The 21,770-nt window shown below is 59.5% G+C and carries 19 protein-coding genes; 7 read left to right on the plus strand and 12 right to left on the minus strand.

Features of this window, described 5'->3' with window-relative positions; all coding sequences use genetic code 11:
• Positions 1–39: 39 nt before the first annotated feature.
• The 5 genes from ahpF to secA all read right to left on the minus strand — a co-directional run bounded on the left by ahpF (position 40) and on the right by secA (position 7,564).
• Entirely contained in the window at positions 40–1,605 is a 1,566-nt protein-coding gene (gene ahpF, locus UF78_RS16610) for an alkyl hydroperoxide reductase subunit F (RefSeq protein ID WP_045163334.1), read from the minus strand.
• Between the two features lie 135 nt (positions 1,606–1,740).
• Positions 1,741–2,304, minus strand: coding sequence for an alkyl hydroperoxide reductase subunit C (gene ahpC, locus UF78_RS16615; protein WP_021208079.1), 564 nt, complete (start codon positions 2,302–2,304; stop codon positions 1,741–1,743).
• 152 nt (positions 2,305–2,456) lie between these two features.
• Positions 2,457–3,407 carry a Nudix family hydrolase gene (locus UF78_RS16620; protein WP_045163335.1) on the minus strand — a complete coding sequence of 317 codons (951 nt, stop codon included), beginning with the start codon at positions 3,405–3,407 and terminating at the stop codon, positions 2,457–2,459.
• Positions 3,408–3,500: 93 nt separating this feature from the next.
• Positions 3,501–4,718, minus strand: a complete 1,218-nt coding sequence (gene argJ, locus UF78_RS16625; RefSeq protein ID WP_045163336.1) for a bifunctional glutamate N-acetyltransferase/amino-acid acetyltransferase ArgJ — start codon at positions 4,716–4,718, stop codon at positions 3,501–3,503.
• A gap of 110 nt (positions 4,719–4,828) precedes the next feature.
• Positions 4,829–7,564: a preprotein translocase subunit SecA gene (gene secA / locus UF78_RS16630; RefSeq protein WP_045163337.1), complete on the minus strand. Its 2,736-nt coding sequence runs from the start codon at positions 7,562–7,564 to the stop codon at positions 4,829–4,831.
• Positions 7,565–7,887: 323 nt separating this feature from the next.
• Here secA and UF78_RS16635 point away from each other — a divergent pair, with 323 nt between their 5' ends.
• From UF78_RS16635 to UF78_RS16650, 4 genes are all read left to right on the plus strand, one after another.
• Positions 7,888–8,349 (plus strand): DUF721 domain-containing protein, encoded by a 462-nt coding sequence (locus tag UF78_RS16635; protein WP_045163338.1) that lies wholly within the window; start codon positions 7,888–7,890, stop codon positions 8,347–8,349.
• 130 nt (positions 8,350–8,479) lie between these two features.
• On the plus strand, positions 8,480–8,944 hold the full coding sequence (locus UF78_RS16640; protein WP_045163339.1) for a hypothetical protein: 465 nt from the start codon (positions 8,480–8,482) through the stop codon (positions 8,942–8,944).
• 95 nt (positions 8,945–9,039) lie between these two features.
• On the plus strand, positions 9,040–9,303 hold the full coding sequence (locus UF78_RS16645) for a YebG family protein (RefSeq protein WP_045163340.1): 264 nt from the start codon (positions 9,040–9,042) through the stop codon (positions 9,301–9,303).
• Positions 9,304–9,436: 133 nt separating this feature from the next.
• Complete coding sequence (locus UF78_RS16650; protein ID WP_045163341.1) at positions 9,437–9,706, plus strand: DUF3509 domain-containing protein; 270 nt, start codon at positions 9,437–9,439, stop codon at positions 9,704–9,706.
• Between the two features lie 153 nt (positions 9,707–9,859).
• Here the strand turns inward: UF78_RS16650 and UF78_RS16655 are convergent, their stop codons facing one another.
• The 4 genes from UF78_RS16655 to UF78_RS16670 form a co-directional block, all read right to left on the minus strand.
• The gene (locus tag UF78_RS16655; RefSeq protein ID WP_045163342.1) at positions 9,860–12,481 is read right to left on the minus strand and encodes a LuxR C-terminal-related transcriptional regulator; all 2,622 of its coding nucleotides are present in this window, start codon (positions 12,479–12,481) and stop codon (positions 9,860–9,862) included.
• 278 nt (positions 12,482–12,759) lie between these two features.
• A complete protein-coding gene (locus UF78_RS16660) occupies positions 12,760–14,121 on the minus strand; it encodes a DUF1329 domain-containing protein (RefSeq protein ID WP_045163343.1) in 1,362 nt (453 codons plus the stop codon).
• Positions 14,122–14,228: 107 nt separating this feature from the next.
• Positions 14,229–16,100 (minus strand): DUF1302 domain-containing protein, encoded by a 1,872-nt coding sequence (locus UF78_RS16665; RefSeq protein WP_045163344.1) that lies wholly within the window; start codon positions 16,098–16,100, stop codon positions 14,229–14,231.
• A 610-nt stretch (positions 16,101–16,710) separates the two neighbouring features.
• Complete coding sequence (locus UF78_RS16670) at positions 16,711–17,268, minus strand: hypoxanthine-guanine phosphoribosyltransferase (protein ID WP_045163345.1); 558 nt, start codon at positions 17,266–17,268, stop codon at positions 16,711–16,713.
• A 176-nt stretch (positions 17,269–17,444) separates the two neighbouring features.
• Here UF78_RS16670 and upp point away from each other — a divergent pair, with 176 nt between their 5' ends.
• The 3 genes from upp to UF78_RS16685 all read left to right on the plus strand — a co-directional run bounded on the left by upp (position 17,445) and on the right by UF78_RS16685 (position 19,762).
• The gene (upp, locus tag UF78_RS16675; protein WP_045163346.1) at positions 17,445–18,083 is read left to right on the plus strand and encodes a uracil phosphoribosyltransferase; all 639 of its coding nucleotides are present in this window, start codon (positions 17,445–17,447) and stop codon (positions 18,081–18,083) included.
• Positions 18,084–18,085: 2 nt separating this feature from the next.
• Positions 18,086–19,348, plus strand: a complete 1,263-nt coding sequence (locus tag UF78_RS16680) for a uracil-xanthine permease family protein (protein WP_045163347.1) — start codon at positions 18,086–18,088, stop codon at positions 19,346–19,348.
• A gap of 96 nt (positions 19,349–19,444) precedes the next feature.
• On the plus strand, positions 19,445–19,762 hold the full coding sequence (locus UF78_RS16685; protein WP_045163348.1) for a YkgJ family cysteine cluster protein: 318 nt from the start codon (positions 19,445–19,447) through the stop codon (positions 19,760–19,762).
• A gap of 37 nt (positions 19,763–19,799) precedes the next feature.
• Here the strand turns inward: UF78_RS16685 and UF78_RS16690 are convergent, their stop codons facing one another.
• From UF78_RS16690 to UF78_RS16700, 3 genes are all read right to left on the minus strand, one after another.
• Entirely contained in the window at positions 19,800–20,318 is a 519-nt protein-coding gene (locus UF78_RS16690; protein ID WP_045163349.1) for an acyloxyacyl hydrolase, read from the minus strand.
• A gap of 87 nt (positions 20,319–20,405) precedes the next feature.
• A complete protein-coding gene (gene murI / locus UF78_RS16695; RefSeq protein WP_045163350.1) occupies positions 20,406–21,197 on the minus strand; it encodes a glutamate racemase in 792 nt (263 codons plus the stop codon).
• The coding region (locus UF78_RS16700; protein WP_045163351.1) for a ThiF family adenylyltransferase at positions 21,190–21,770 on the minus strand (581 nt) is incomplete at its 5' end. The genes UF78_RS16700 and murI, both read right to left, overlap by 8 nt.

The following is a 21,770-nucleotide window of genomic DNA, read 5'->3' on the forward strand; positions in this document are numbered from 1 at the left end:
AGACGGACGTCTGCTTCCCCTTTTTCGTTAGCGCTGTGCTCAGTCGTCGACGGAGCTGCGGATCAGGTGGTCGAAGGCACTCAGCGAGGCCTTGGCGCCTTCGCCGACGGCGATGACGATCTGCTTGTACGGCACGGTGGTGACGTCGCCGGCGGCAAAGATGCCCGGCAAGGAGGTCTCGCCACGCGCATCGACGATGATCTCGCCACGTGAAGTCAGCTCCACGGTGCCTTTCAGCCAGTCGGAGTTGGGCAACAGGCCGATCTGTACGAAGATGCCTTCCAGCTCCAGCTCATGAAACTCGCTGGAGTTGCGGTCCTTGTAGATCAACCCGTTGACCTTCTGGCCGTCGCCGGTGACTTCGCTGGTCAGCGCGCTGGTGATCACGCTGACGTTCGGCAGGCTGTAGAGCTTCTTCTGCAGCACGGCATCGGCGCGCAGTTGGCTGTCGAACTCGAGCAGGGTCACCTGAGCGACGATGCCGGCCAGGTCGATGGCCGCTTCGACACCCGAGTTGCCGCCACCGATCACCGCCACGCGCTTGCCCTTGAACAGCGGGCCGTCGCAGTGCGGACAGTAGGCGACACCGCGCCCACGGTATTCCTGTTCACCGGGCACGTTCATCTCGCGCCACCGCGCACCGGTGGCCAGGATCAGGGTCTTGGCCTTCAGCGAGCCGCCATTCTCCAGTTTGATCTCATGCAGGCCGCCTTGGTTCGAGGCCGGGATCAGCTGGGCTGCGCGCTGCAGGTTCATGATGTCGACGTCGTATTCGCGCACATGGTTTTCCAGCGCACGGGCCAGTTTCGGGCCTTCGGTCTCGTTCACCGAGATGAAGTTCTCGATGGCCATGGTATCGAGCACCTGACCACCGAAACGCTCGGCCGCGACACCGGTACGGATGCCCTTGCGCGCGGCATATATGGCCGCTGCGGCACCGGCTGGTCCACCACCAACGACGAGTACGTCAAACGGTTCCTTGGCGCTGAGCTTCTCGGCATCACGCGCCGAAGCGCCGGTGTCGAGCTTGGCGAGGATTTCTTCCTCACCCATGCGCCCCTGGCCGAACAGCTCACCGTTGAGATAGATGCTCGGCACGGACATGACCTGGCGCACCGTGACCTCTTCCTGGAACAGTGCACCATCAATGGCGACATGATGGATGTTGGGGTTGAGCACCGCCATCAGGTTCAGCGCCTGGACCACGTCCGGGCAGTTCTGGCAGGACAGCGAGAAGTAGGTTTCGAAACGGTACTCGCCGTCGAGGTTCTTGATCTGTTCGATGATCTCCGGCGCAGTCTTGGACGGATGACCGCCGACTTGCAGCAGGGCGAGGACCAAGGAGGTGAATTCATGTCCCATCGGGATGCCAGCGAAGCGCAGGCTGATATTGCCGCCGATACGGTTGAGCGCGAACGAGGGGCGACGCACGTCATCGCCGTCAGTACGCAGGGTGATCTTGTCGCTCAGGCTGGTGATCTCTTCCAGCAGCTCGAGCATTTCCTGGGACTTCTCGCCGTCACCGAGGGACGCGACGATCTCGAACGGCTGGGTGACCTTTTCCAGATAGGTCTTCAACTGGGTTTTGAGATTGGAGTCCAACATGAGCAGCGATCCCCTTTAAGAATGTCAGGTAATAAAACGCCCAGGCGGTTCGCGCCCAGGCGTTTGGTGTCTCGGACCGATAATCGGTCCGCAATGGCTCTGAGCCTGCGGCTAAGCGCAGCGCTCGCCGGCCATTTAGATCTTGCCGACCAGATCCAGCGACGGAGCCAGAGTCTTCTCGCCTTCTTTCCACTTCGCCGGGCAAACTTCACCCGGATGGGCAGCGGTGTACTGGGCAGCTTTCAGCTTGCGCAGAGTTTCACCGACGTCACGCGCGATTTCGTTGGAGTGGATTTCCAGCGTCTTGATCTGGCCTTCCGGGTTGATGATGAAGGTGCCACGCAGAGCCAGGCCTTCTTCGGCGATGTGTACGCCGAAAGCATTGGTCAGCTGGTGGGTCGGGTCGCCGATCAGCGGGAACTGGGCCTTGCCGACCGCTGGCGAGGTTTCGTGCCAGACCTTGTGCGAGAAGTGGGTGTCGGTGGTGACGATGTACACCTCGGCACCAGCCTTCTGGAACTCGGCGTAGTTGTTGGCTGCGTCTTCGATCTCGGTCGGGCAGTTGAAGGTGAAGGCGGCTGGCATGAAGATCAGTACCGACCACTTGCCCTTGAGGGATTCCTCGGTGACTTCAATGAACTTGCCGTTGTGGAAAGCGTTGACCTTGAACGGCTGGACTTGGGTGTTGATCAGAGACATCTGCTAACTCCTTCAGGGGGTTCAGAAATTTAACGGGGGCTACGATAACGCAGCTGGTCACATACGGTTAATTGATTAAGGGAATAGGGAAAATTAGTTTTCTCTATCGAAGCTCAAGTAACGAGCAACCCTGTGCCATCGACCGGCAATCATCATGCAGGTTCAGCGGGCCATAGCGCCCTTATCGCCGCCACGCCCTGCGCGCCCGCCTGGCTTGCCGCGGGCAGATGCGCCAGAGACATTCCGCCGAGCACGAAGGCAGGCTGGTTGAAGCCCTGCAGCAGTTCCGATACCCGGGACCACCCCAGCGGAGATGCGTCGGGGTGCGTCGGGGTCGGCAGGACCGGTGACAACGTGACGAAATCTACTCCCAACTCCGTTGCCATGGCCAGCTCTTCAGCATCGTGACAGGACGCCGCCAGCCATCGCCCAGCCGGGATCGGTCGGCCCTGCCCTGCATGCCGCCGCAACTGCTCGGCCGTCAGGTGCCAGCCGGCGGCCGGAAACCCGCCCGCCCAATCCAGCGGGCCCTTGAGCATGAGGTTCGCCCGCCCGGCGCACAAGGCCAAGGCGTCGGCCGCCAGCGCCTGGTAGTGCACTGCCGACAATGACGGTGCGCGCAGCTGGACCAGGCGGACACCGGCATCCAGCGCACGCGCCAAGCCGTCCAACAGTTGTTGTGGGGCGGCACCGTCAGGTGTGATCAGGTAGCGATCCGGCAAGCGCGCAGCGGCGATGATCGGCCGGTTCGCCGCCGGGAAGGCGTAGTCCAGCAGCTGCTCCGGTACGACCCAGACAAGCGGCTGGCCTTCGGCACCGTGGGGCTCGCCGGAGAATGCCGACACTTCCCAGACATCCAGCAAAATCTGTTTGTCCGGATAGTCGTGGCGCACCTGAATCAGCGGCCTCGCCGCCGTCACACCGATACCCAGCTCCTCCGCCAGCTCCCGAGCAAGTGCAGCCTCGGCGGTCTCGCCCTCCTCGACCTTGCCTCCGGGAAACTCCCACAGCCCGCCTTGGTGCTTGTCGAGAGGACGTCGGGCGATCAGCACCCGGCCGTCACTGCAGCGGATTACCCCTGCAGCCACGTGGAGTCGTTTCATGCTTCTACTCCCGAGCGACACACTACAAACCCCGGCAGAACCCTGTGTATGAACCACACCTTTGGCCTGCAGCCTGTGGCTTGCCCCTGCGCCTCAGGTCCGGTATTCGGCATTGATTCGCACGTACTCGTGGGACAGGTCGGTGGTCCAGATGGTCTCGCTGCATGTGCCACGGCCCAGCTCGATGCGGATTTCGATCTCTTCCTCCGCCATCACCGCAGCGCCCTGCTCTTCCGTATAGCTCGGCGATCGGCCGCCCTGGCTGGCGATACACACGGCCCCCAGATAGACGTCGATCTTGCTCACGTCCAGCTCAGGCACGCCAGCACGACCGACCGCCGCGAGAATACGGCCCCAGTTGGGATCAGAGGCGAACAGTGCGGTCTTGATCAGCGGCGAATGCGCGACGGCATAGCCGACATCGAGACATTCCTGATGGTTCTCGCCGCCGTTGACGATGACCGTGACGAATTTGGTTGCGCCTTCGCCGTCACGGACGATGGATTGCGCCACCTCCATGCTCACCTCGAAGACAGCTTGCTTGAGCTTTTCAAACAGCTCGCCGCTGGCCTCGGTGACTTCCGGAAGCGCCGCCTTGCCGGTCGCTATCAGCATGCAGCAGTCGTTAGTCGACGTATCACCATCGATGGTGATGCGGTTGAAAGATTTGTTCGCCGCGTCACGCACCAGATCCTGCAGCACCGCCTGGCTGACCTTGGCATCGGTGGCGATATAGCCAAGCATGGTTGCCATGTTCGGGCGGATCATACCGGCACCCTTCGAAATACCGGTCACGGTGACGGTAACGCCTTGGTGCTCGAATTGCCGGCTGGCGCCCTTTGGCAGGGTATCGGTCGTCATGATACCGGTCGCCGCTTCGGCCCAATGGTTTTCGTCCAGATCAGCCAGAGCCGCAGGCAGCGCCGCCTCGATCTTCTCCACCGGCAGCGGCTCCCCGATCACACCAGTGGAAAACGGCAGAACGGCCTGCGCGTCGACGCCCGTCAGGCTAGCGAGGCTGGCACAACTGCGAATCGCCGCCTGCATGCCTGGCTCACCAGTGCCGGCGTTAGCATTGCCGGTGTTGGTCAGCAAATAACGAACCGTCCCCTGCGCACGCTGTTTGGCCAGAATCACGGGCGCCGCACAGAAGGCATTCAGAGTGAACACGCCGGCCACTGTCGATCCTTCGGCACAGCGCATCACCACGACATCCTTGCGTCCAGGCCGCTTGATGCCGGCCGAAGCGATGCCGAGCTCGAAACCGGGGACCGGATGCAGGATCGGTAAGGGACCAAGACCAACAGCCATTGATGCACTCCTTATGGACGATTGATGGCCATCGGCCACCGGGAAACGGGGAGAAAAACGCCGCGAGCGGCTAGGCCGGTCGCGGCGTGGGTCATACCGAACGGATCCGCTTATTGAACCTGTCCGTGGCAGTGTTTGTATTTCTTGCCGGAGCCACAGGGGCAGGGCTCGTTGCGCCCGATCTTCTGCTCGGTGCGCACAGGTGCTGCGGCTGTGGCCACGCCGCCCTCGGCTTCGGGCTCCTCGGGCTGTTCCAGCGCCGACACTTCGGCATGTTGGAACTGCATACGTCGCGCCAGTTCCTCGGCTTCGCGGCGCAGACGCTGCTCTTCTTCGACCGGATCTTCGCGGCGGACCTGAACATGGGAAAGAACGCGGATGCTGTCACGCTTGATCGATTCGAGCAGGTCCTGAAACAGCGCGAAGGACTCACGCTTGTATTCCTGCTTGGGATTCTTTTGCGCATAACCGCGAAGATGGATGCCGTGACGCAGATGGTCCATCGTCGACAAATGGTCTTTCCACAAATCGTCCAGCACGCGCAGTACGATTTGTTTCTCGAAGGTGCGCAGCGCCTCGGCGCCAGCCAATTCTTCCTTCTCGTTGTAGGCGGCGATCAATGCCTCGAGGATGCGCTCTCGCAGGGTCTCCTCGTACAGTTTCTCGTCTTCGTCGAGCCACTGCTGGACTGGCAGGCGCGTGCCGAAATCGCTGTACAGCACCGCTTCCAGACCGGCGATGTCCCACTGTTCCGGCAGCGACTGCGGCGGAATGTGCTGGTTGATCGCATAATCCAGCGCCTCGCGGCGGAACTCCCTGATCGTCTCGCCAATTTCATCGGCCGCCAGCAGGCTGTTACGCATGTGATAAATGACTTTGCGCTGCTCGTTGGCGACATCGTCGTACTCGAGCAGCTGTTTACGCATGTCGAAGTTGCGCCCTTCGACCTTGCGCTGCGCCTTTTCGATGGCATTGGTGACCATCCGATGCTCGATGGCCTCGCCGGACTCCATGCCCAGCGCCTTCATGAAATTCTTCACCCGGTCCGAGGCGAAGATGCGCATCAGACTGTCTTCCAGCGACAGGTAAAAACGGCTCGAACCGGCGTCGCCCTGACGACCGGCGCGGCCACGCAACTGGTTATCGATCCGACGCGATTCGTGACGTTCAGACGCGATCACATGCAGGCCGCCAGCCTCGAGCACCGCCTGGTGGCGTTTCTGCCAATCGGCCTTGATCTGCGCGACTTGCTCGTCGGATGGGTTTTCGAGCGCCGCGACTTCGACTTCCCAGTTCCCGCCAAGAAGAATATCGGTACCGCGGCCGGCCATGTTGGTGGCAATGGTTACCGCACCGGGGCGCCCGGCCTGGGCAATGATTTCGGCTTCCTTGTCGTGGTGTTTGGCGTTGAGCACCTTGTGCTCGATGCCTTCTTTCTGCAGCAGCTGCGACACATACTCCGAACTTTCGATCGTTGCAGTGCCGACCAGCACCGGACGACCGTTGTTCTGGCAGTCCTTGATGTCGGCGATGATCGCGGCGAACTTTTCTTCCTGGGTCAGATAGACCAGGTCGTTGTAATCCTTGCGCGCCAGCGGCTTGTTGGTCGGAATGACCATGACCGGTAGGTTGTATATCTGCATGAACTCGAACGCTTCGGTATCGGCGGTGCCGGTCATACCGGAAAGTTTCTTGTACAGACGGAAGTAGTTTTGGAAGGTAGTCGACGCCAGGGTCTGGCTTTCCGGCTGGATCGGCAGGCCTTCCTTTGCTTCGATGGCCTGGTGCAAGCCCTCGGAAAGGCGTCGACCCGGCATGGTGCGACCGGTATGTTCATCGATCAGCAGAACCTGGTTGTTCTGCACGATGTACTCGACGTTGCGATGGAACAGCTTGTGCGCGCGCAGGCTGGAGTACACGTGGGTCAACAGGCCGAGGTTGTGCGCCGAGTAAAGACTTTCACCTTCCGCCAGCAACCCGGCCTTGGTCAGCATTTCCTCGACGAACTGGTGACCGGCCTCGTTCAGCTCGACCTGACGGGTCTTCTCGTCGATGGTGAAATGCCCTTCCTGGGTGACGACACCCTCTTCTTCCTCGATATGTTGCTTGAGTAATGGAATCAGCTGATTGATCTGCTGATAGAGCTTGGAGCTGTCTTCGGCCTGACCGGAAATGATCAGCGGCGTACGGGCTTCGTCGATAAGGATAGAATCCACCTCATCGATCACCGCGAAATTGAGCTCGCGCTGGTTCTTCTCACCGAGACTGAACGCCATGTTGTCGCGCAGGTAATCGAAGCCGAACTCGTTGTTGGTTCCGTAGGTGATGTCGGCGGCATAGGCGGCGCGCTTCTCTTCAGGCGGCTGGAACGGCGTGACGATACCCACCGTAAGACCGAGGAATTCATACAGCGGCCGCATCCAGTTGGCGTCTCGGCGCGCCAGATAGTCGTTCACCGTCACCACATGAACGCCCTTTTCCGCGAGAGCGTTGAGATAAACCGCCAGGGTCGCCACCAGGGTCTTGCCTTCGCCGGTTCGCATCTCGGCGATCTTGCCCTCGTGCAGCGTCATACCGCCGATCAGCTGTACGTCGAAGTGCCGCATACCCATTACACGCTTGCCGGCCTCGCGGCAGACAGCGAAGGCTTCGGGGAGAATCTGGTCGAGGGTCTCGCCTTGGCCGAGGCGGGCCTTGAACTCTTCAGTCTTGCTCCGCAACTGCTCGTCGGAGAGAGACAGCATCTGCTCTTCGAGCGCATTGACGGCCTGTACCGCCTTGAGCATGCGCTTGACCTCGCGGTCATTCTTGCTACCAAAGAGCTTCTTCATTAAAGGCGCAAACATATCGACAAAGACTTCCATGCTGGGGATGGAGGCACGGCCGCAGGGCCACTACGGCTGCGTGCAAAGGGGGCATTCTACTCGGAAAAGCCATGGAGGAAAGGTGCCTGCTACGCAGCTATGACAGCCAGCGGCGTCAAAAACCTGCCGACCCGACGGTCACACGCGAGACCGACACGGGCCATCTGCCAGTATCGATCGACATAATCATAAATTCCCAGCTTCCGCTCGGTTGCCTACCAGGTATAGCGGGAGAATCGCCAGATCAGGGCCACTCCTGGCTTCTGCTAACATGACCGTTCCTTTTTCAGCCCAGGGTTACTGCCATGTCGTTGCGCCCCCTGCCAGCCAAAGCACCCGCTTCGCTGTTGCGCGAGGCAAAACCGCTGAAAGCCCTGTTCGGCGAGGCACGACGGCTCGATAAACTGCAGCAGCTAGTCGAAAGCCAACTGCAGCCGGCGGCCCGCGAGTATTGCCGCGTGGCCTCATGGCGCGATGGCACTCTGCTGCTAATCGTCACGGATGGCCATTGGGCGACACGTCTGCGCTATCAGCAACGACGTTTACAGCGGCAATTGCAAGGCATGGAAGAATTCAGAGCCCTGAGCCGAATTCTGTTCAAGGTCCAGCCTCCTGAGACGCCCCGGCACAAGCCCGGCCCAGCGCCTGAGCTGTCGGCCCGCGCAGCGGACAACATCCAGGAAACCGCTCGCGGCATCACGGACCCTAAACTCAAAGCCGCGCTCGAGCGGCTCGCTAGCCACGCCCGCCCGGTCGCGGAAGAGTGACCAGCCAAGAGCGGGTGCGGCAGCGGCGTGGATGGTCGGAAGTCACCATTCGCCTGAACCAACGTTAGGATCTTTTGCAGCCCACCAAGATAGAGGTATCGATGCCTACCCATTCGCACGGCCACTCACCATGCTGATCGGCGCCCTCTTGATCGCCACCTGGGTGATATTGCTGATTCGCTATCCCCTTCGAGCGGTTCCGATTTCTCTGGGCGCATTGCTCGGCCTGGGTTTGGTTGCCGCGTGGGTGGTCTGGCAAGAACGACGTGAAGAGCACCTGCTCGCTCAGCTCGAATTGCGACTGACATACGATCCCGCCGCTTGTCCGCCCGGGCAGCCGTTGCGTGTCACCCTCGACAATCACAGCTCGAGCCCGCTGCAAAGCCTGCGCTGGGAAGTCGCCGCCTATTCGCCTGGCTCCAGTCTGAACCTGGTGACTTCGGACTACGATGCGCCGCGGTACCGTGGTCCAGGTGACCTGCAGCCCAATCAGCGCTGGGAATCCTGCGCTCCCGTCCCCCCGCTACGTGCGGGTTACCGCAGCAGTGCACTTGAGTTTCAAGCCGAGCGGCTACAAGGCAGCTTTGCCGACTGAGATGGCCATCTGACATGCGGTTGCTTTCCATTCTGCGCCAGGCAGCTTATGCTGTACAAACAACCAGTATTCATTCAATTGAGCCGAGGTGGTAGATGGCCGTCGAAGTGGTGTACCGCAGCAGCCGGGACCTGGAGCGTTTGTTCATGGATAAAGCCGAAGCCGATCGTCACGACAAGATGCTGGAATTGGCCGAAGCCTTGGCGGCAGCGCTGCATAAGGCATCACCGTCGCTAAGCGAACAGCAAGCCGATGACATTGGCATATTCATGGCCAGGCATCGGGATCTGTTTGCCAAGGCATTCAAAAACAACCCCGAAGCCTTGGCAGAGCTACCGGCGTCGGGCGACGCGCCTTGATGAGGCGGCTACCGTTCTGTGAAAGCCCGACTGGGTCCTGCTTCGTTTTGCCGCAGGGAACATGCCCAGCGGGCGAAACTAGTTAATCCATACTCGGTCCACTGGGTGCAGTCATCCAATCAGGTAACCGGCAATGGACAGTCCTTTCAAGAAAATCAGCGATGTATTCCAGCCAGAGTACAACGTCAATTTCAGCATCGAAAAACCTGATGGCAGCATTCTGCTGACGTTGACCGACGCAGCAGGTGTGGCGGTCAAACGCTTCATCAGCTCCAGTCAATGGAGAGACCAGCAACAGCTGGAGCGGCTGATCACCAGCCTGCAGTTCAGTCTCGCAATCGAGCGCGGCGAACAAGCCAGCACCTATCGACTGACCAAGCATTCGCATTCTGCCGTTCAGTAATTAATCAGTCTGATTGCTTGCAGGCTGCTGCAACCCAGCGTGACCCTTCCTGACGAAAACAAGAATATCTATCCTCCACGCCGCCTGCGCAGTGTGTCCTGCACCTTGCGCGGCCTCGCAGCGACGATCCGTTTGGCTGACCAGTAGAGCGGCTCAGAGCCAGGCCAGTGCCTTGGCCCGAGCCACTGCTTGCGTACGCCGGGCGACGCCCAGCTTGGTGTTGATACGCCGTGCATGGGTTTTGACTGTATGCAGCGAGATGAAGAGCTGCTCGGCGATTTCCTGGTTCGAGCAACCCTGGGCGATCAGCCGCAGCACCGTAAGTTCGCGATTGCTCAGGATCACCTCGTCGCCCGGGGCGATTGCCTCTTCAGGCTCGCGCTCGAATTGCTGCAGTCGATCACGCAGAGTTTCGCCCTTGCCGGCAGGCAGTATTTTGGCAAGCCACTGGGGCTGACGATGCTGCAATTCATACAGAGGCTTGATCAGATGCTGCCTTGCCGCCTCACCAAGCGCCTTGCGTAATTCCAGCTCAGCTTCGTCATGCCGACCGTCCAACTGCAGTGCTTCTGCCAGCGTGAATCGGCACTCACAGGCCAATCCCAGGCGCTGAACACGAAGATTCTGTTCGATTAATTCCTGCAGCGTATCGATCGCCAACGAAAAGCGTCCCGAGAGCAGATCGATTACAGCCAGGTAGCGCTGAACCCTCGGCAGCAACTCGTAGAACCCGGAAGGCGCGATATACGTGTGTCCCCCGTAGAGCTCCAATACCTGAATGAATACGGACCGGGCCTTTTTCAGCTGGCCCTGATGCAGCCAGGTCAGCCCTGTTATCAGAGGTAAGATGCCGCGGAAACGCGCCTCTGGCACATGCCGCCATTGGGTCAATCGCTCAGCTTCACGCAACCAGTGATAAGCCGTTGGGAATTCCTGATTACGGGCAGCGAGTTCCGCCAGTCCGGCGTAACCGAAGAACACATAGGAATCGCCACAGGTCTCCGTCTCGATTCGCCCCTGCTGATACGCCTCGCGGGCCAGGTCATCGAGTCCCTGATAAGCCAGCAGATGACCCTGTAACAGTTTCAACCGGCCGATGATCGGGCTATGCCTGACACTGTCGCGCAATACCATCAGCGACTCTTCGAGAACCCCAACAGCCCGCTCGAACTCACCGGTAAGCTCTAGCAGCTGGATTCGATCGACGTTCAGCATCGCCTCGTAAAGCACACTGCCCTTGAGCCGCGCCAGTTTCATGCCTTCGCTGTTGTACTGCTGCGCCAATTCGAGCTGGCCCTCGGCCATGGCCTGCTGGGACAACGCCTGATAACACAGCACTCGCTGTGCCCATGCATGATCGGACAGCACTTCAAGCGCTTGGAGGCAATAGTTTCTGGCCTCCGGCTCGCCACGCAGTCTTGCGAGAAACCCGCGCAAGGCCTGCCACTGAGCCAGCAGCTGCGCCTGGCGTCGGGCGTCAGGCTGAGGGAAGAACTTCGCCAGATCGGCCAGGCAATCATCCACTTCATCGAGTCGGGCAGAAATGATCAGCGCCCAGCCGTGCAGCACGATCAACCGAGTCGTGCTGTTGAATAAATCCTGTGGCAGCTCGCTACGCCACTTCATGAAATGCGAGACGTTATCGCCGATGAGTAATTGTTCTTGCCCGTAGCGTTGCAGGAAGTTGGCGGCGACCTCCGGCTGCCCTGCCCATAACGCATGCTCCACCGCTTCGCGCATTTCGCCGCGGTTGGCAAACCACTGGCAGGCGCGCAGATGGGTTTGCGTTGGCGATATCGCTTCGGGCATTCGCTGCAACATCAGCGCTAATGGCTTCCACAAACGGAACCATTCGCCGCAATTGTCGATTTGGCGAATGAATAACTGAAATGTTTTCAGCACATCGAGTAAGTCGTTTCCAATACCGTCGAGCACGTGCTCGCATAGCTGCGGGGAAAAACGCGGCATGCGCGCCAGCGCGAACAGCGCGCGGCGAACATCCTCACTTTGCCCTTCAAGCACCTCTCGCTGGACGTAATCACGCAGCAATGGCGTACCCGCTACCAACCGTTCACGCACCGCCTGTTCATTGGCATTGAGCAGCACCAGGCTGACGCCGGCCAGCCATCCCTCACTGCCGGCCAAAAGCTGCTTGAAGGTGTCCTCCGCCAAATCGAGTCGGTGTGCTTTTAGTAGCTGCCTAAGCTCACCGGCAGTCAAAGCCAACGCCTCGGCCTCTACCTCGATCAGGTCGCCTTGAAGCAACAGCCTGGGCAACTTCCATGCAGGTTGCCGGCGGCTGCTTACCCACCAGCTGACAGACTCCGGGCCTCTTTCGAGAAGCAGGTCGAGGCAGGCATCGAACTGCGCAGTTGCGTCTCGTGGATAGTCATCCAGCATGATCCATAGCGGCTGCTGGAAGTTATCCAGCAGATCGACGAGATCCTGCTGCACGTCCCCACTCGCCACAGTCGAGCTATTCAACACACGGCTGAGCTGAGCGTAGAGCGCTTGGGCAGAACACGGGCGACCGCCGAGATCGAGCCAGACAAGATGGGTATCAGCAGGCACCAGCCGAGCGCACTCGTTCATCAGTACGCTTTTGCCGAAGCCAGCCGGCGCACATATCAAACGCAGACGACAACGGGCGTCGAGCAGCGTCTCGGTCAGCCTCGGCCTGGGAATGTGTAAAGGAGGAAGACGTGGAATGGTCGCAACTTGAACCTGCGCGGCGGCTTCTGTGCTGAGTGCACCAGGGTTGAAGCGTACGGACATAGCGAGGTTTCTCTTTTTCGTATCAGTCCATTGAGGAACGCGATGAGCGCGGCCAACAGGTCCTGCTCCGGGACCCGCCTAACTTGAACCGTATCGGTGCGCTTATGCGGTCACAACCTGCACGATTACGCCGCTTTTGTCGACTCGCGTAAACGCTCAGCTGCTCGCCCCCCGATACTCCCGGCCCTGCTAATGGCTAAAAAGTATCATCCTCCGCCTCGAGAGAAAAAAAAAGGCGGCCAACTGGCCGCCTTATTCATCGATTGGATGCTATGTAATCAGCGCACCCCGGCATTACGCAGCGCGGCGGGAGTGAAATCCCGAGCCGACGCCTTGTAGCCGAACTCATGCGCTTTTTCTTCGTTGCTCATGCCAATCGCAATATAGCGACCGGAGATTACGTCGTAGAGCGCTTCGAAGGCGTAGGCCGGAACCTTGTGCTGGTAGTACTGCAACAGGTGCGCCTCGCCAACGCGCCAAAGCTGCCCGCGACCATCGTAAAGCTCGGACTCCGCGATCTGCCAGGTGTCCTCGTCCACGAAGAAACGGCGCTTGGCGTAAATGTTACGCTCACCATCCTTGAGGTTGGCTTCGATTTCCCATACACGGTGCAGCTCGTAACGGGCCAGGTCCTGGTTGACGTGACCAGCCTTGAGGATATCGCTGTATTTCACGTCACTGGAGTTGATGTCGAAGCTGTTGTACGGGATGTACAGCTCTTTCTTGCCGACCAGTTTCCAGTCGTAACGGTCCGGGGCACCGCTGAACATATCGAAGTTATCGGTAGTCCGCATACCGTCGGCGGCGGTACCTGGACCGTCATAGGCGACCTGCGGAGCACGACGTACACGACGCTGACCGGCGTTGTAAATCCAGGCCTGGCGTGGGTCTTTCACCTGATCCAGCGAATCATGCACCAGCAGAACGTTACCCGCGAGGCGCGATGGAGCGGTTACCCGCTGCTTGAAGAACAGCAACGCGTTCTTGGCGCGTTCAGGATCCAGGTCCGTCATATCGCTCGGGAACGCCACTTCATCCTCGAAGTGCACCAGGGTGTAGCTGCCATTGGTTTGCGGAGTAGCCTGCACGATATTGCGGCGTACGTTTCCGCCACGATAACGGGTGATGTGGTTCCAGACGACCTCTAGACCATTTTTCGGAATCGGGAACGCGTAATAGCGACTGTCGGCGAAATTGTCGACGCCGTTACCGCCACCGACCAGTTCGGTATTCAATGCGCTTTTCTTCGCGGCCTCGTAGATCCGATCCGGCACGGCAGCGCTGCGATGGGTCGGGAATACGCGCATCTTGTAGGTTTCTGGGTAACGCTTGAACATGGCCTGCTGGCCGGCAGTCAGCTTGTCCTTGTACTGGTCGGCGTTCTGCGCGGTGATGACGAACTCAGGCTTTTCGCTCTTGAAGGGATTGGTCAGATGGCCGTTGTCCAGCGGTGCGGCATCTGTAGCCAGACCACCGGTCCACTCCGGAATGGTTCCGTCGGCATTGCCCGCTTTCTCAGCACCGAGCGGGGTCAATGACGTGCCGAGCTTTGCGGCTTCCTCTGGGGATACGGCGGCCATCACGCTGCTGGCGAGCAGCGAGAGAGCCAAGACACTGAATAGTTTTCTTGTTGTTTTCATACGATTCCAGTTCCTCTTGATCTTGTTTTGGCCGGAGGCCTTGCTCGAAGCTTGCCGCGACGGACGCCTACCAAAGGCTCCGTGCGGCAACAATTGAAGCGGCCTCCTTAGAAGTTCACGCCTACGCTCAGTGCGAGGAAGTCACGATCGACCAGGGTGTTGTAATCGCCCCCGAAGAAGTCGGTATACGACAAGCTGGCGGTGTAGCTGTTCTGATAGACGGCGTCGACGCCAACGCTTACAGCCTTGGAGCCCTCGTTGAACAAGCCGTTCGGGCCATAGCCATGAACGTCGTGGGAGAAGGAGACGTTCGGGGTGAGGTTTACGCCCGCGAACACGTTGCTGTAATCAGCCAGGGCGCGGAGGCGATAGCCCCAGGAGTCGGAAGTTACGAAACCATCGTTGCCATATTCCGGCGTATCGAGGCCGTAGATGGAATCACGCCCATAGCGAAGCTCGCTTTTGCTCTCCAGGCCACCAACGTGAGCGTAACCAATTTCCCCTACGACAGTGACACGGCCAGCACCAAGCACCTGATCGAAGAAATGCGTAAAGGTCGTCTGAATTTGAGTGACTTCCTTACGGTTATAGCCACGGTGTTCGGCGCCCGCCTGGCCAATTGCCCCGGCAACATCCCCAGCTCCAATGGATGCGCCAATGCCGGTAGCAAGCAGCCCGGTGGTATAAGTGGAGTTGAGGGCAACCGGAAGATTTGGACGATAGCTGATCTCGCCCGCCCAGGCGGTACCGGTAGGTAGAGTCGAAGCGAAGCTCGCACCGTACAGCCGAATATCTTCAGGATACTCAAGGAAGTACTCGCCATTACTTAGCAGAGCGGGAGAGGCCAGCGCACTAAACGCGGCGCCGGATGGTAATGGGCCGCCTGGCGACGGAGTGCCCAGCAATCCCAACAGCGCTCCAATCTCGGCGGCAGACGCGTTCTTGTACCCCACTGTTGGGGTGCGGCTGTGGTAGTTCATAAAATACAAACCATACTCGGCCGCATCGGCCAGCCAGCGAAAGGCCAAACCGTACTGACCCGAGTCGCGAGCATCCCTGTCTCCGCCGCGCGGGACAGTAACGCCCTCTGGACCGATGTTGATGCCTAGATCGTCCAGGCCAGCGTAATAATCCGCACCAATCAGCGCGTTTAGTTGCTCAATTGTAGCGCCAGCTCCGAGAATCCCGTCACGCTGAGCGGCTGAAAGTACGGTGTAATTATCATCGCAGCCATCGGCTGCTACGTCGTTGCTGGCGAAAAACGTACCGCAGTTATCGATGATGGTCTGGTCCCACTCCAGCTGATAGAACGCCTCCATGCTGAGCCGGTCACTCAGACTTTGGGATACGTAGAGCATGTTTACCGGAATCAGCCCTTCCTTGATTTCAGCACCAGGACGACGGAACGCTGCCGCATCGAGCGGGTTGATCGAATTGATCGAATTGCCGATAAAAGTGCTTTCACCCCAGCTGACAACTTGCTTACCAAGCCGGACAGTACCGGGCAGGTCGCCTAAATAATAATTGTGATAAAAAAAGGCATCGAGAATTTGGGCGCCAGAGGATTGCGCAGCCTCCTTACGATTGCTGTCGCTAATATCCTTGAACAGACGATTTTCGTCTTTCAACTCGAAGTCATACCAGTATTTTCCACGAATAAAAAAGCCGCTATCGCGATAACGCAGCTCCAAGTCGTGAATGCCTTTGAATATTTTGGAAAAGGTCTCGCCTTTTTTGAAGTTAAGACGTCCATCATCGCCGGTCTGCGTATAGCCGGTTCCACCGTTGCCATTGCCCACCAGATCCATATCTCGATCAGTCGTTGACCAGCTGGCGCCGATCGACATGGACGAGTCGAACTGGCCTTCGATTTCCCCAATATTGAAATTGACAGCATAAGCCGGTGAGGCGATACCCAACGCGACCGCGAGGGCCAGAGTTTTGGGCTGGAAGATTCCTTGCCTTGTTGTTTTTGTCATGAGGCGCTCCTGGTTGGTTCGAAGTACGCTCACCCTAACCACACGGCCGCATAGGGTTAAGCGCACTAAGGTTTGATTTGTTTTGTAATCCTTAAGTATGAATAGCCTTCCCGCTATTGGCTTGCAACGGTGCCTTGCGCTATTGGAAACGCCACTCGCAGCGAAGCTATCCGAGAGCTTAGCCGCAAGCGGAATTGGCGCAACCCTCGAAATAGAGCAGCTGCGACGCCAATTACGATAAAACCGGCGGAACCGTGCCGAATAGGCCACTGACTTACCGAGCCAACGCGTCGCGCATGGTTTCCAGCCGTCTCCGGCCGCGACGACAGGTAAAACTTGCCGATGCACCGGAGCGTTACCGAAGCGCAGCGTTGAGACGAAACGAAACAGTAGAGAGGAGCAGGCTGAAGCCGGGCATCAGGTGAGACCTGCCAAACAACAGCACGACAAACGAAGGAAAGAGCGGGATGAGAGCCGCCGCCTCGCTGGGAGACATCTCAATCGAGCCAGGAGCGCTGCGGCGCGATAGCCACCCGCCGGCCGTCGCGCTCAGGGCCGAACGACGTGCGCCCCATTAAGACCCATTAAGGATAGATGCTGGGGCTCCGCCTTACAGGCCTTTAACGGCGTAGATACCGGGGGCGTTGCGCCAGTAACCCTTGTAATCCATGCCGTAACCGAACACGTAGCGATCGACACAGCTGAGCCCGACGTAGTCGGCCTTCAGGTCTGGGCGAGCCTTACGCTGGTGATCTTTGTCGACCAATACCGCCGTATGCACGGCAGCAGCTCCGGCATGGCGGCAGAAATCGATGATGGCACCGAGCGTATGCCCTTCATCCAGAATGTCATCGATGATCAACACGTCGCGGTCAATGAAGGAAACCTCCGGCTTGGCCTTCCAGAACAATTCTCCACCGCTCGTCTCGTTGCGATAACGCGTCGCATGCAGATAGGACAGTTCCAGCGGGAAGTTCAGTTTGGGAACCAGTTTGCCGGAGAAGATCAGCCCGCCATTCATCACGCAGAACACCACGGGATTGCGCTCGGCCAGCTCACTATTGATCGTTGCGGCCATCGCATCGATCGCCGCTTCAACCTCGGCTTCAGGATATAGACAATCGGCTTCGGCCATGATCTGGCGGATGTGTGCAAGATCGACGGACATGACGATGCTCCAAGACAGTTTGGGGAGGAAGCAGCTCGGTCAGCCGCCCAACAAAATAAAGGGCGCGACGATACCGATGCCGCCATGGACAGGGCAAGTCCCGCTTGACTCATTAATAGCCGCTTACACCCCGATGCATTAATCTACGCCGGTTTATTCGACCGCCGGAGCCGCCCATGACCATTCGAGAGATCCGCCATCCGCTTATTCGCCACAAACTTGGATTGATGCGCCGCGCAGATATCAGCACCAAGAACTTCCGCGAACTGGCGCAAGAGGTCGGCTCGATCCTTACGTACGAAGCGACTCGCGATCTACCGCTGGAGAATTACAGCATCGACGGCTGGTGTGGCCCGGTCCAGGTCGAAAAGATTTCCGGCAAGAAGATCACCGTCGTACCGATCCTGCGTGCAGGTATCGGCATGCTCGATGGGGTGCTCAGCTTGATTCCCGGAGCGAAGGTCAGCGCGGTAGGCATCGCACGCAACGAGGAGACCTTACAGGCCCATACCTATCTGGAACGCCTGGTAGACGATCTTGATCAGCGACTGGCGATGATCATTGATCCGATGCTGGCAACGGGCGGTTCCATGGTCGCCGCGATCGATATGCTGAAAAAGGCCGGGTGCAAGGAAATTCGCGCACTGGTACTGGTCGCGGCCCCCGAAGGTATCGCGGCTGTCGAGAAAGCACACCCGGATGTCATCATTTATACCGCATCGATTGATGATCGCCTGGACGAAAACGGCTACATCATGCCCGGCCTGGGCGACGCGGGAGACAAGATCTTCGGCACCAAGCAGAAGGACATCTGAGCATGCCGCAACCCATGGAAGAGTCGCTCGGACGCCAGGTGCTGGCCGGTGCGCAGATGCTGTTCGTGGCCTTCGGCGCCCTGGTGCTGATGCCGCTGATCACCGGCATGGATCCCAACGTCGCCTTGTTTACGGCCGGTATCGGCACCCTCCTGTTCCAACTGGTCACCAAGCGTCAGGTACCGGTTTTCCTCGCTTCGAGTTTCGCCTTCATCGCCCCGATCATCGCCGCCAAGGGCGACTTCGGTCTGCCTGCGGTGCTCGGCGGCGTGGTAGCGGCGGGTGTCGTCTACATGGTTCTCGGCTTCGCGGTCCGTCTCAAGGGGCCCGGGTTCATCGACCGGCTGCTGCCACCGGTTGTAATTGCACCCGTGATCATTTCTATCGGCCTCGCCCTGTCGCCTGTCGCGGTGAACATGGCGATGGGTAAGGCCGGCGACGGCAGCGCCCAACTGGTGCCGTACGAAACGGCGATGATGATCTCGATGCCCGCCTTGCTGACCACGCTGCTCGTGGCCGTCCTCGGCAAAGGATTGTTCCGGCTGGTGCCGATCCTGGCAGGCGTCGCGGTGGGTTATGGGCTGTCGTTCGCCTTCGGCGTGGTGGATACAGCCGGTATCGCCTCGGCGCCCTGGTTGGCCGTGCCGAACTTCGTCACACCGGAGTTTCACTGGGGTGCGATCCTGTTCATGGTACCGGTCGCGTTGGCCCCGGCGATCGAGCATATCGGCGGCGTCGTGGCAATCGGTGGCGTCACCGGCAACAATTTCATCAAGAAGCCCGGCCTGCATCGCACCCTGCTGGGCGATGGTCTGGCAACGTCGGCTGCGGGCCTCTTCGGCGGCCCGCCCAACACCACCTACGCCGAGGTGACCGGCGCGGTCATGCTGACCAAGAACTACAACCCGAAAATCATGACCTGGGCAGCGATCTTTGCCATCGTGCTGGCGTTCATCGGCAAATTCGGCGCGGGACTGTTGAGCATCCCGGTGCCGGTGATGGGTGGCATTCTCTGCCTGCTGTTCGGCTCGATCGCCGTGGTCGGCCTAAGCACGTTGATCCGCCATCAAGTAGACCTAGCGGAAGCACGCAACCTCATCATCGTGTCGGTGACGTTGGTGTTCGGCATCGGCGGCATGGCCTTCGGGTATGGGGAATTCACCCTGTCCGGCATCTCCCTGTGCGCGATCATCGCGCTGATTCTCAACCTGGTGCTTCCAGGCGGTGAAGGCTGGAAGAATAAGCAGCTCGAAGAAAACAGCTGACGTGCCGTCCGCCAGCGCAGTTTGTGCTGGCGTTTTTCTCTGGAGGTAGATGAGCCCTTTGGAGCCAACGCGGAGCAAGGCGCGTAGACTGCCGCGATGACCTCCGCCATCCCCCACCGCCAATTGCCAGACGACAGCATCAGTTGCTCGACCTGCGCCGCCTGCTGCTGCCGGCTCGAAGTTCTGCTGTTAACCGACACCGGCGTTCCCGAACGCTTCATCGATGAGGACGACTGGGGTGGGCAAGTCATGCGCCGCCTGGATGACGGCTGGTGTGCAGCACTCGATCGGGACAGCATGCGCTGCACCATCTATACCCAACGCCCATTGATCTGTCGGGAGTTCGAGCTAGGCTCGGACGATTGCCTGGAAGAGCGCAAGGGTTCTGCGGCGGCCTATATGGACAATGACTGACGGCGGACCGCGCCGTCAGCCGTCACTTGTCACGGGTTCAGAACGATGCCCGGTAATGCAACGAGTAGCTCTCGATACCGTCGTTGGGGTTTTTGAGCCCAGCGTTGGAATAGTGGATCGCCCGCAGGCCGATTTCGTGGCCACCGGCGAAACGCAACCCCGCACCAAAGCGATCCTCAAACTGAAATGACGAGCCCAGGTCGTTCTTCTCGATCTCGGTGTTTTCGAAGGCCGCGATGCCGACGCCCGCTTCCAGATAAGGCTTCACCGAGTCACCCGCGAACTCATAGACGAAGACCGGCGCAAGCGACAGGCTATGATTGCTGGTCGTTTCGTCACCTTCCCAGTAGGTGTAACCAGCGTCCCAATAGCCTGTGAGCCGACCGACGCTCGTCTGGAACCAGCTGCGATTGAAATCGAACTGCGCGCCAAGACGATAGGTCATGGTCGACTCACCGGTTTGCCCCACGGCAGCGGTTAAATCCAACGCATGGGCGGCAGCCACCTGACCCAGTGAAACAGCCGCAACTGCAGCGAGGGAGATCAGTTTTTTCATTCGGAATTTCCTTATCGAAAAGTTGGCATCGCGTGTTGTTTTTCGAGTATTAACCCAAATACAGAAAGCAGACGCAGCGGGGAGTTCCTAGTCAGGATAGTACGCAACCGCCCCGCTTTCGCCCCAAAGTACCGGTAGTACACTGGCCAATCGGCGAGGATCACCGCTGCTCCAGAAACGCACCGCCGCACCGCCGGCACCCAATTGGTCACGCACCGTCAGTATCGTTTCCAAATGTCGCGCCACCGCCGCCCCGGTATCCACCAAGGTGACCGTCGGCGGAAGCAGCTCGACCAACAGCGGCTTGATGAACGGATAGTGGGTACAACCGAGAATCAGGGTGTCACACCCCTGCTCGATCAGGGGCTGGACGAACCCCAGCAGCAACGAGCGTGTCGCCTCGGCATCGAGCTCTCCGGCTTCAATGCGCTCCACCAGACCAGGACAGGGTTGGGTAATCACGCGCACATCACTGGCAAAGCGGTCCAGCAACGCTGCGAATTTAGCGCTTTTCAATGTACCTGTGGTGGCCAGCACCCCGACAACACCGCTACGGGTGGCCTGCGCGGCCGGTTTGACTGCAGGCTCCATGCCCACCAGCGGCACATCCGGGTACAGCTGGCGAAGTTCGGCGACGCCTGCAGCGGTGGCCGTATTGCAGGCCAACACCAACGCCTTGGCACCCTGTTCCAGAAAGAAGGCCGCGATTGACCGGCAACGTTCGCGAATGAACTCCGGACTTTTTTCGCCATAGGGCACATGACCGCTGTCGGCCAGATAGAGCAACGACTCCTGGGGCAGACGTGCGCGAATCTCGCGCAGCACAGACAGGCCACCGACCCCTGAGTCGAAAACGCCGATCGGCGCGTTGTCAGCCACGGCCGTTACCGCAAACCGCGCAGGCTGGGTCACGCTTGACCTTAAGCTCGCGGAAGCGACTGGTCAGCGCATCGACCAGCAATAGCCGGCCCACCAGCGGCTCACCGAAGCCTGCCAGCAGCTTCAGCGCTTCGAGGGCCTGCAGACTTCCCACCATACCGACCACCGGCCCCAACACGCCCGCCTCGCTACAGGTCAGCTCGGCCTCACTGCCGTGCCCGTAGAGGCAGTGGTAGCAGGGGCTGGTCACGATCCGCGGATCGAAGACCGAGAGCTGCCCCTCGAGACGAATCGCAGCGCCGCTCACCAAGGGTTTCTTCGCCAAGACGCAGGCGGCATTGACGGCCTCCCGCACGGTGAAGTTATCGGTGCAATCGAGCACCAGATCCACTGCCGCTACCGCAACGCCGAGGGTATCGGCGTCCATCGCGGCGCGATGCGATACCAGCTTCGCCAAGGGATTAAGCGCCGATAGCCGCGCGATGACCGAATCCACCTTAAGCATGCCAACCGATGGAGTGTCGTGAACGATCTGCCGTTGCAGATTGGTCAGATCGACACTGTCGAAATCCG

The organism is Stutzerimonas stutzeri, from assembly GCF_000952685.1.
GTDB lineage: Bacteria > Pseudomonadota > Gammaproteobacteria > Pseudomonadales > Pseudomonadaceae > Stutzerimonas > Stutzerimonas stutzeri_E.

Excerpts from the sequence above, each read along its gene's own strand:
- ahpF (WP_045163334.1), bottom strand. The coding sequence starts at position 1,605 with ATGTTGGACTCCAATCTCAAAACCCAGTTGAAGACCTATCTGGAAAAG.
- ahpC (WP_021208079.1), bottom strand. The coding sequence starts at position 2,304 with ATGTCTCTGATCAACACCCAAGTCCAGCCGTTCAAGGTCAACGCTTTC.
- UF78_RS16620 (WP_045163335.1), bottom strand. The coding sequence starts at position 3,407 with ATGAAACGACTCCACGTGGCTGCAGGGGTAATCCGCTGCAGTGACGGC.
- argJ (WP_045163336.1), bottom strand. The coding sequence starts at position 4,718 with ATGGCTGTTGGTCTTGGTCCCTTACCGATCCTGCATCCGGTCCCCGGT.
- secA (WP_045163337.1), bottom strand. The coding sequence starts at position 7,564 with ATGTTTGCGCCTTTAATGAAGAAGCTCTTTGGTAGCAAGAATGACCGC.
- UF78_RS16635 (WP_045163338.1), top strand. The coding sequence starts at position 7,888 with ATGTCGTTGCGCCCCCTGCCAGCCAAAGCACCCGCTTCGCTGTTGCGC.
- UF78_RS16640 (WP_045163339.1), top strand. The coding sequence starts at position 8,480 with ATGCTGATCGGCGCCCTCTTGATCGCCACCTGGGTGATATTGCTGATT.
- UF78_RS16645 (WP_045163340.1), top strand. The coding sequence starts at position 9,040 with ATGGCCGTCGAAGTGGTGTACCGCAGCAGCCGGGACCTGGAGCGTTTG.
- UF78_RS16650 (WP_045163341.1), top strand. The coding sequence starts at position 9,437 with ATGGACAGTCCTTTCAAGAAAATCAGCGATGTATTCCAGCCAGAGTAC.
- UF78_RS16655 (WP_045163342.1), bottom strand. The coding sequence starts at position 12,481 with ATGTCCGTACGCTTCAACCCTGGTGCACTCAGCACAGAAGCCGCCGCG.
- UF78_RS16660 (WP_045163343.1), bottom strand. The coding sequence starts at position 14,121 with ATGAAAACAACAAGAAAACTATTCAGTGTCTTGGCTCTCTCGCTGCTC.
- UF78_RS16665 (WP_045163344.1), bottom strand. The coding sequence starts at position 16,100 with ATGACAAAAACAACAAGGCAAGGAATCTTCCAGCCCAAAACTCTGGCC.
- UF78_RS16670 (WP_045163345.1), bottom strand. The coding sequence starts at position 17,268 with ATGTCCGTCGATCTTGCACACATCCGCCAGATCATGGCCGAAGCCGAT.
- upp (WP_045163346.1), top strand. The coding sequence starts at position 17,445 with ATGACCATTCGAGAGATCCGCCATCCGCTTATTCGCCACAAACTTGGA.
- UF78_RS16680 (WP_045163347.1), top strand. The coding sequence starts at position 18,086 with ATGCCGCAACCCATGGAAGAGTCGCTCGGACGCCAGGTGCTGGCCGGT.
- UF78_RS16685 (WP_045163348.1), top strand. The coding sequence starts at position 19,445 with ATGACCTCCGCCATCCCCCACCGCCAATTGCCAGACGACAGCATCAGT.
- UF78_RS16690 (WP_045163349.1), bottom strand. The coding sequence starts at position 20,318 with ATGAAAAAACTGATCTCCCTCGCTGCAGTTGCGGCTGTTTCACTGGGT.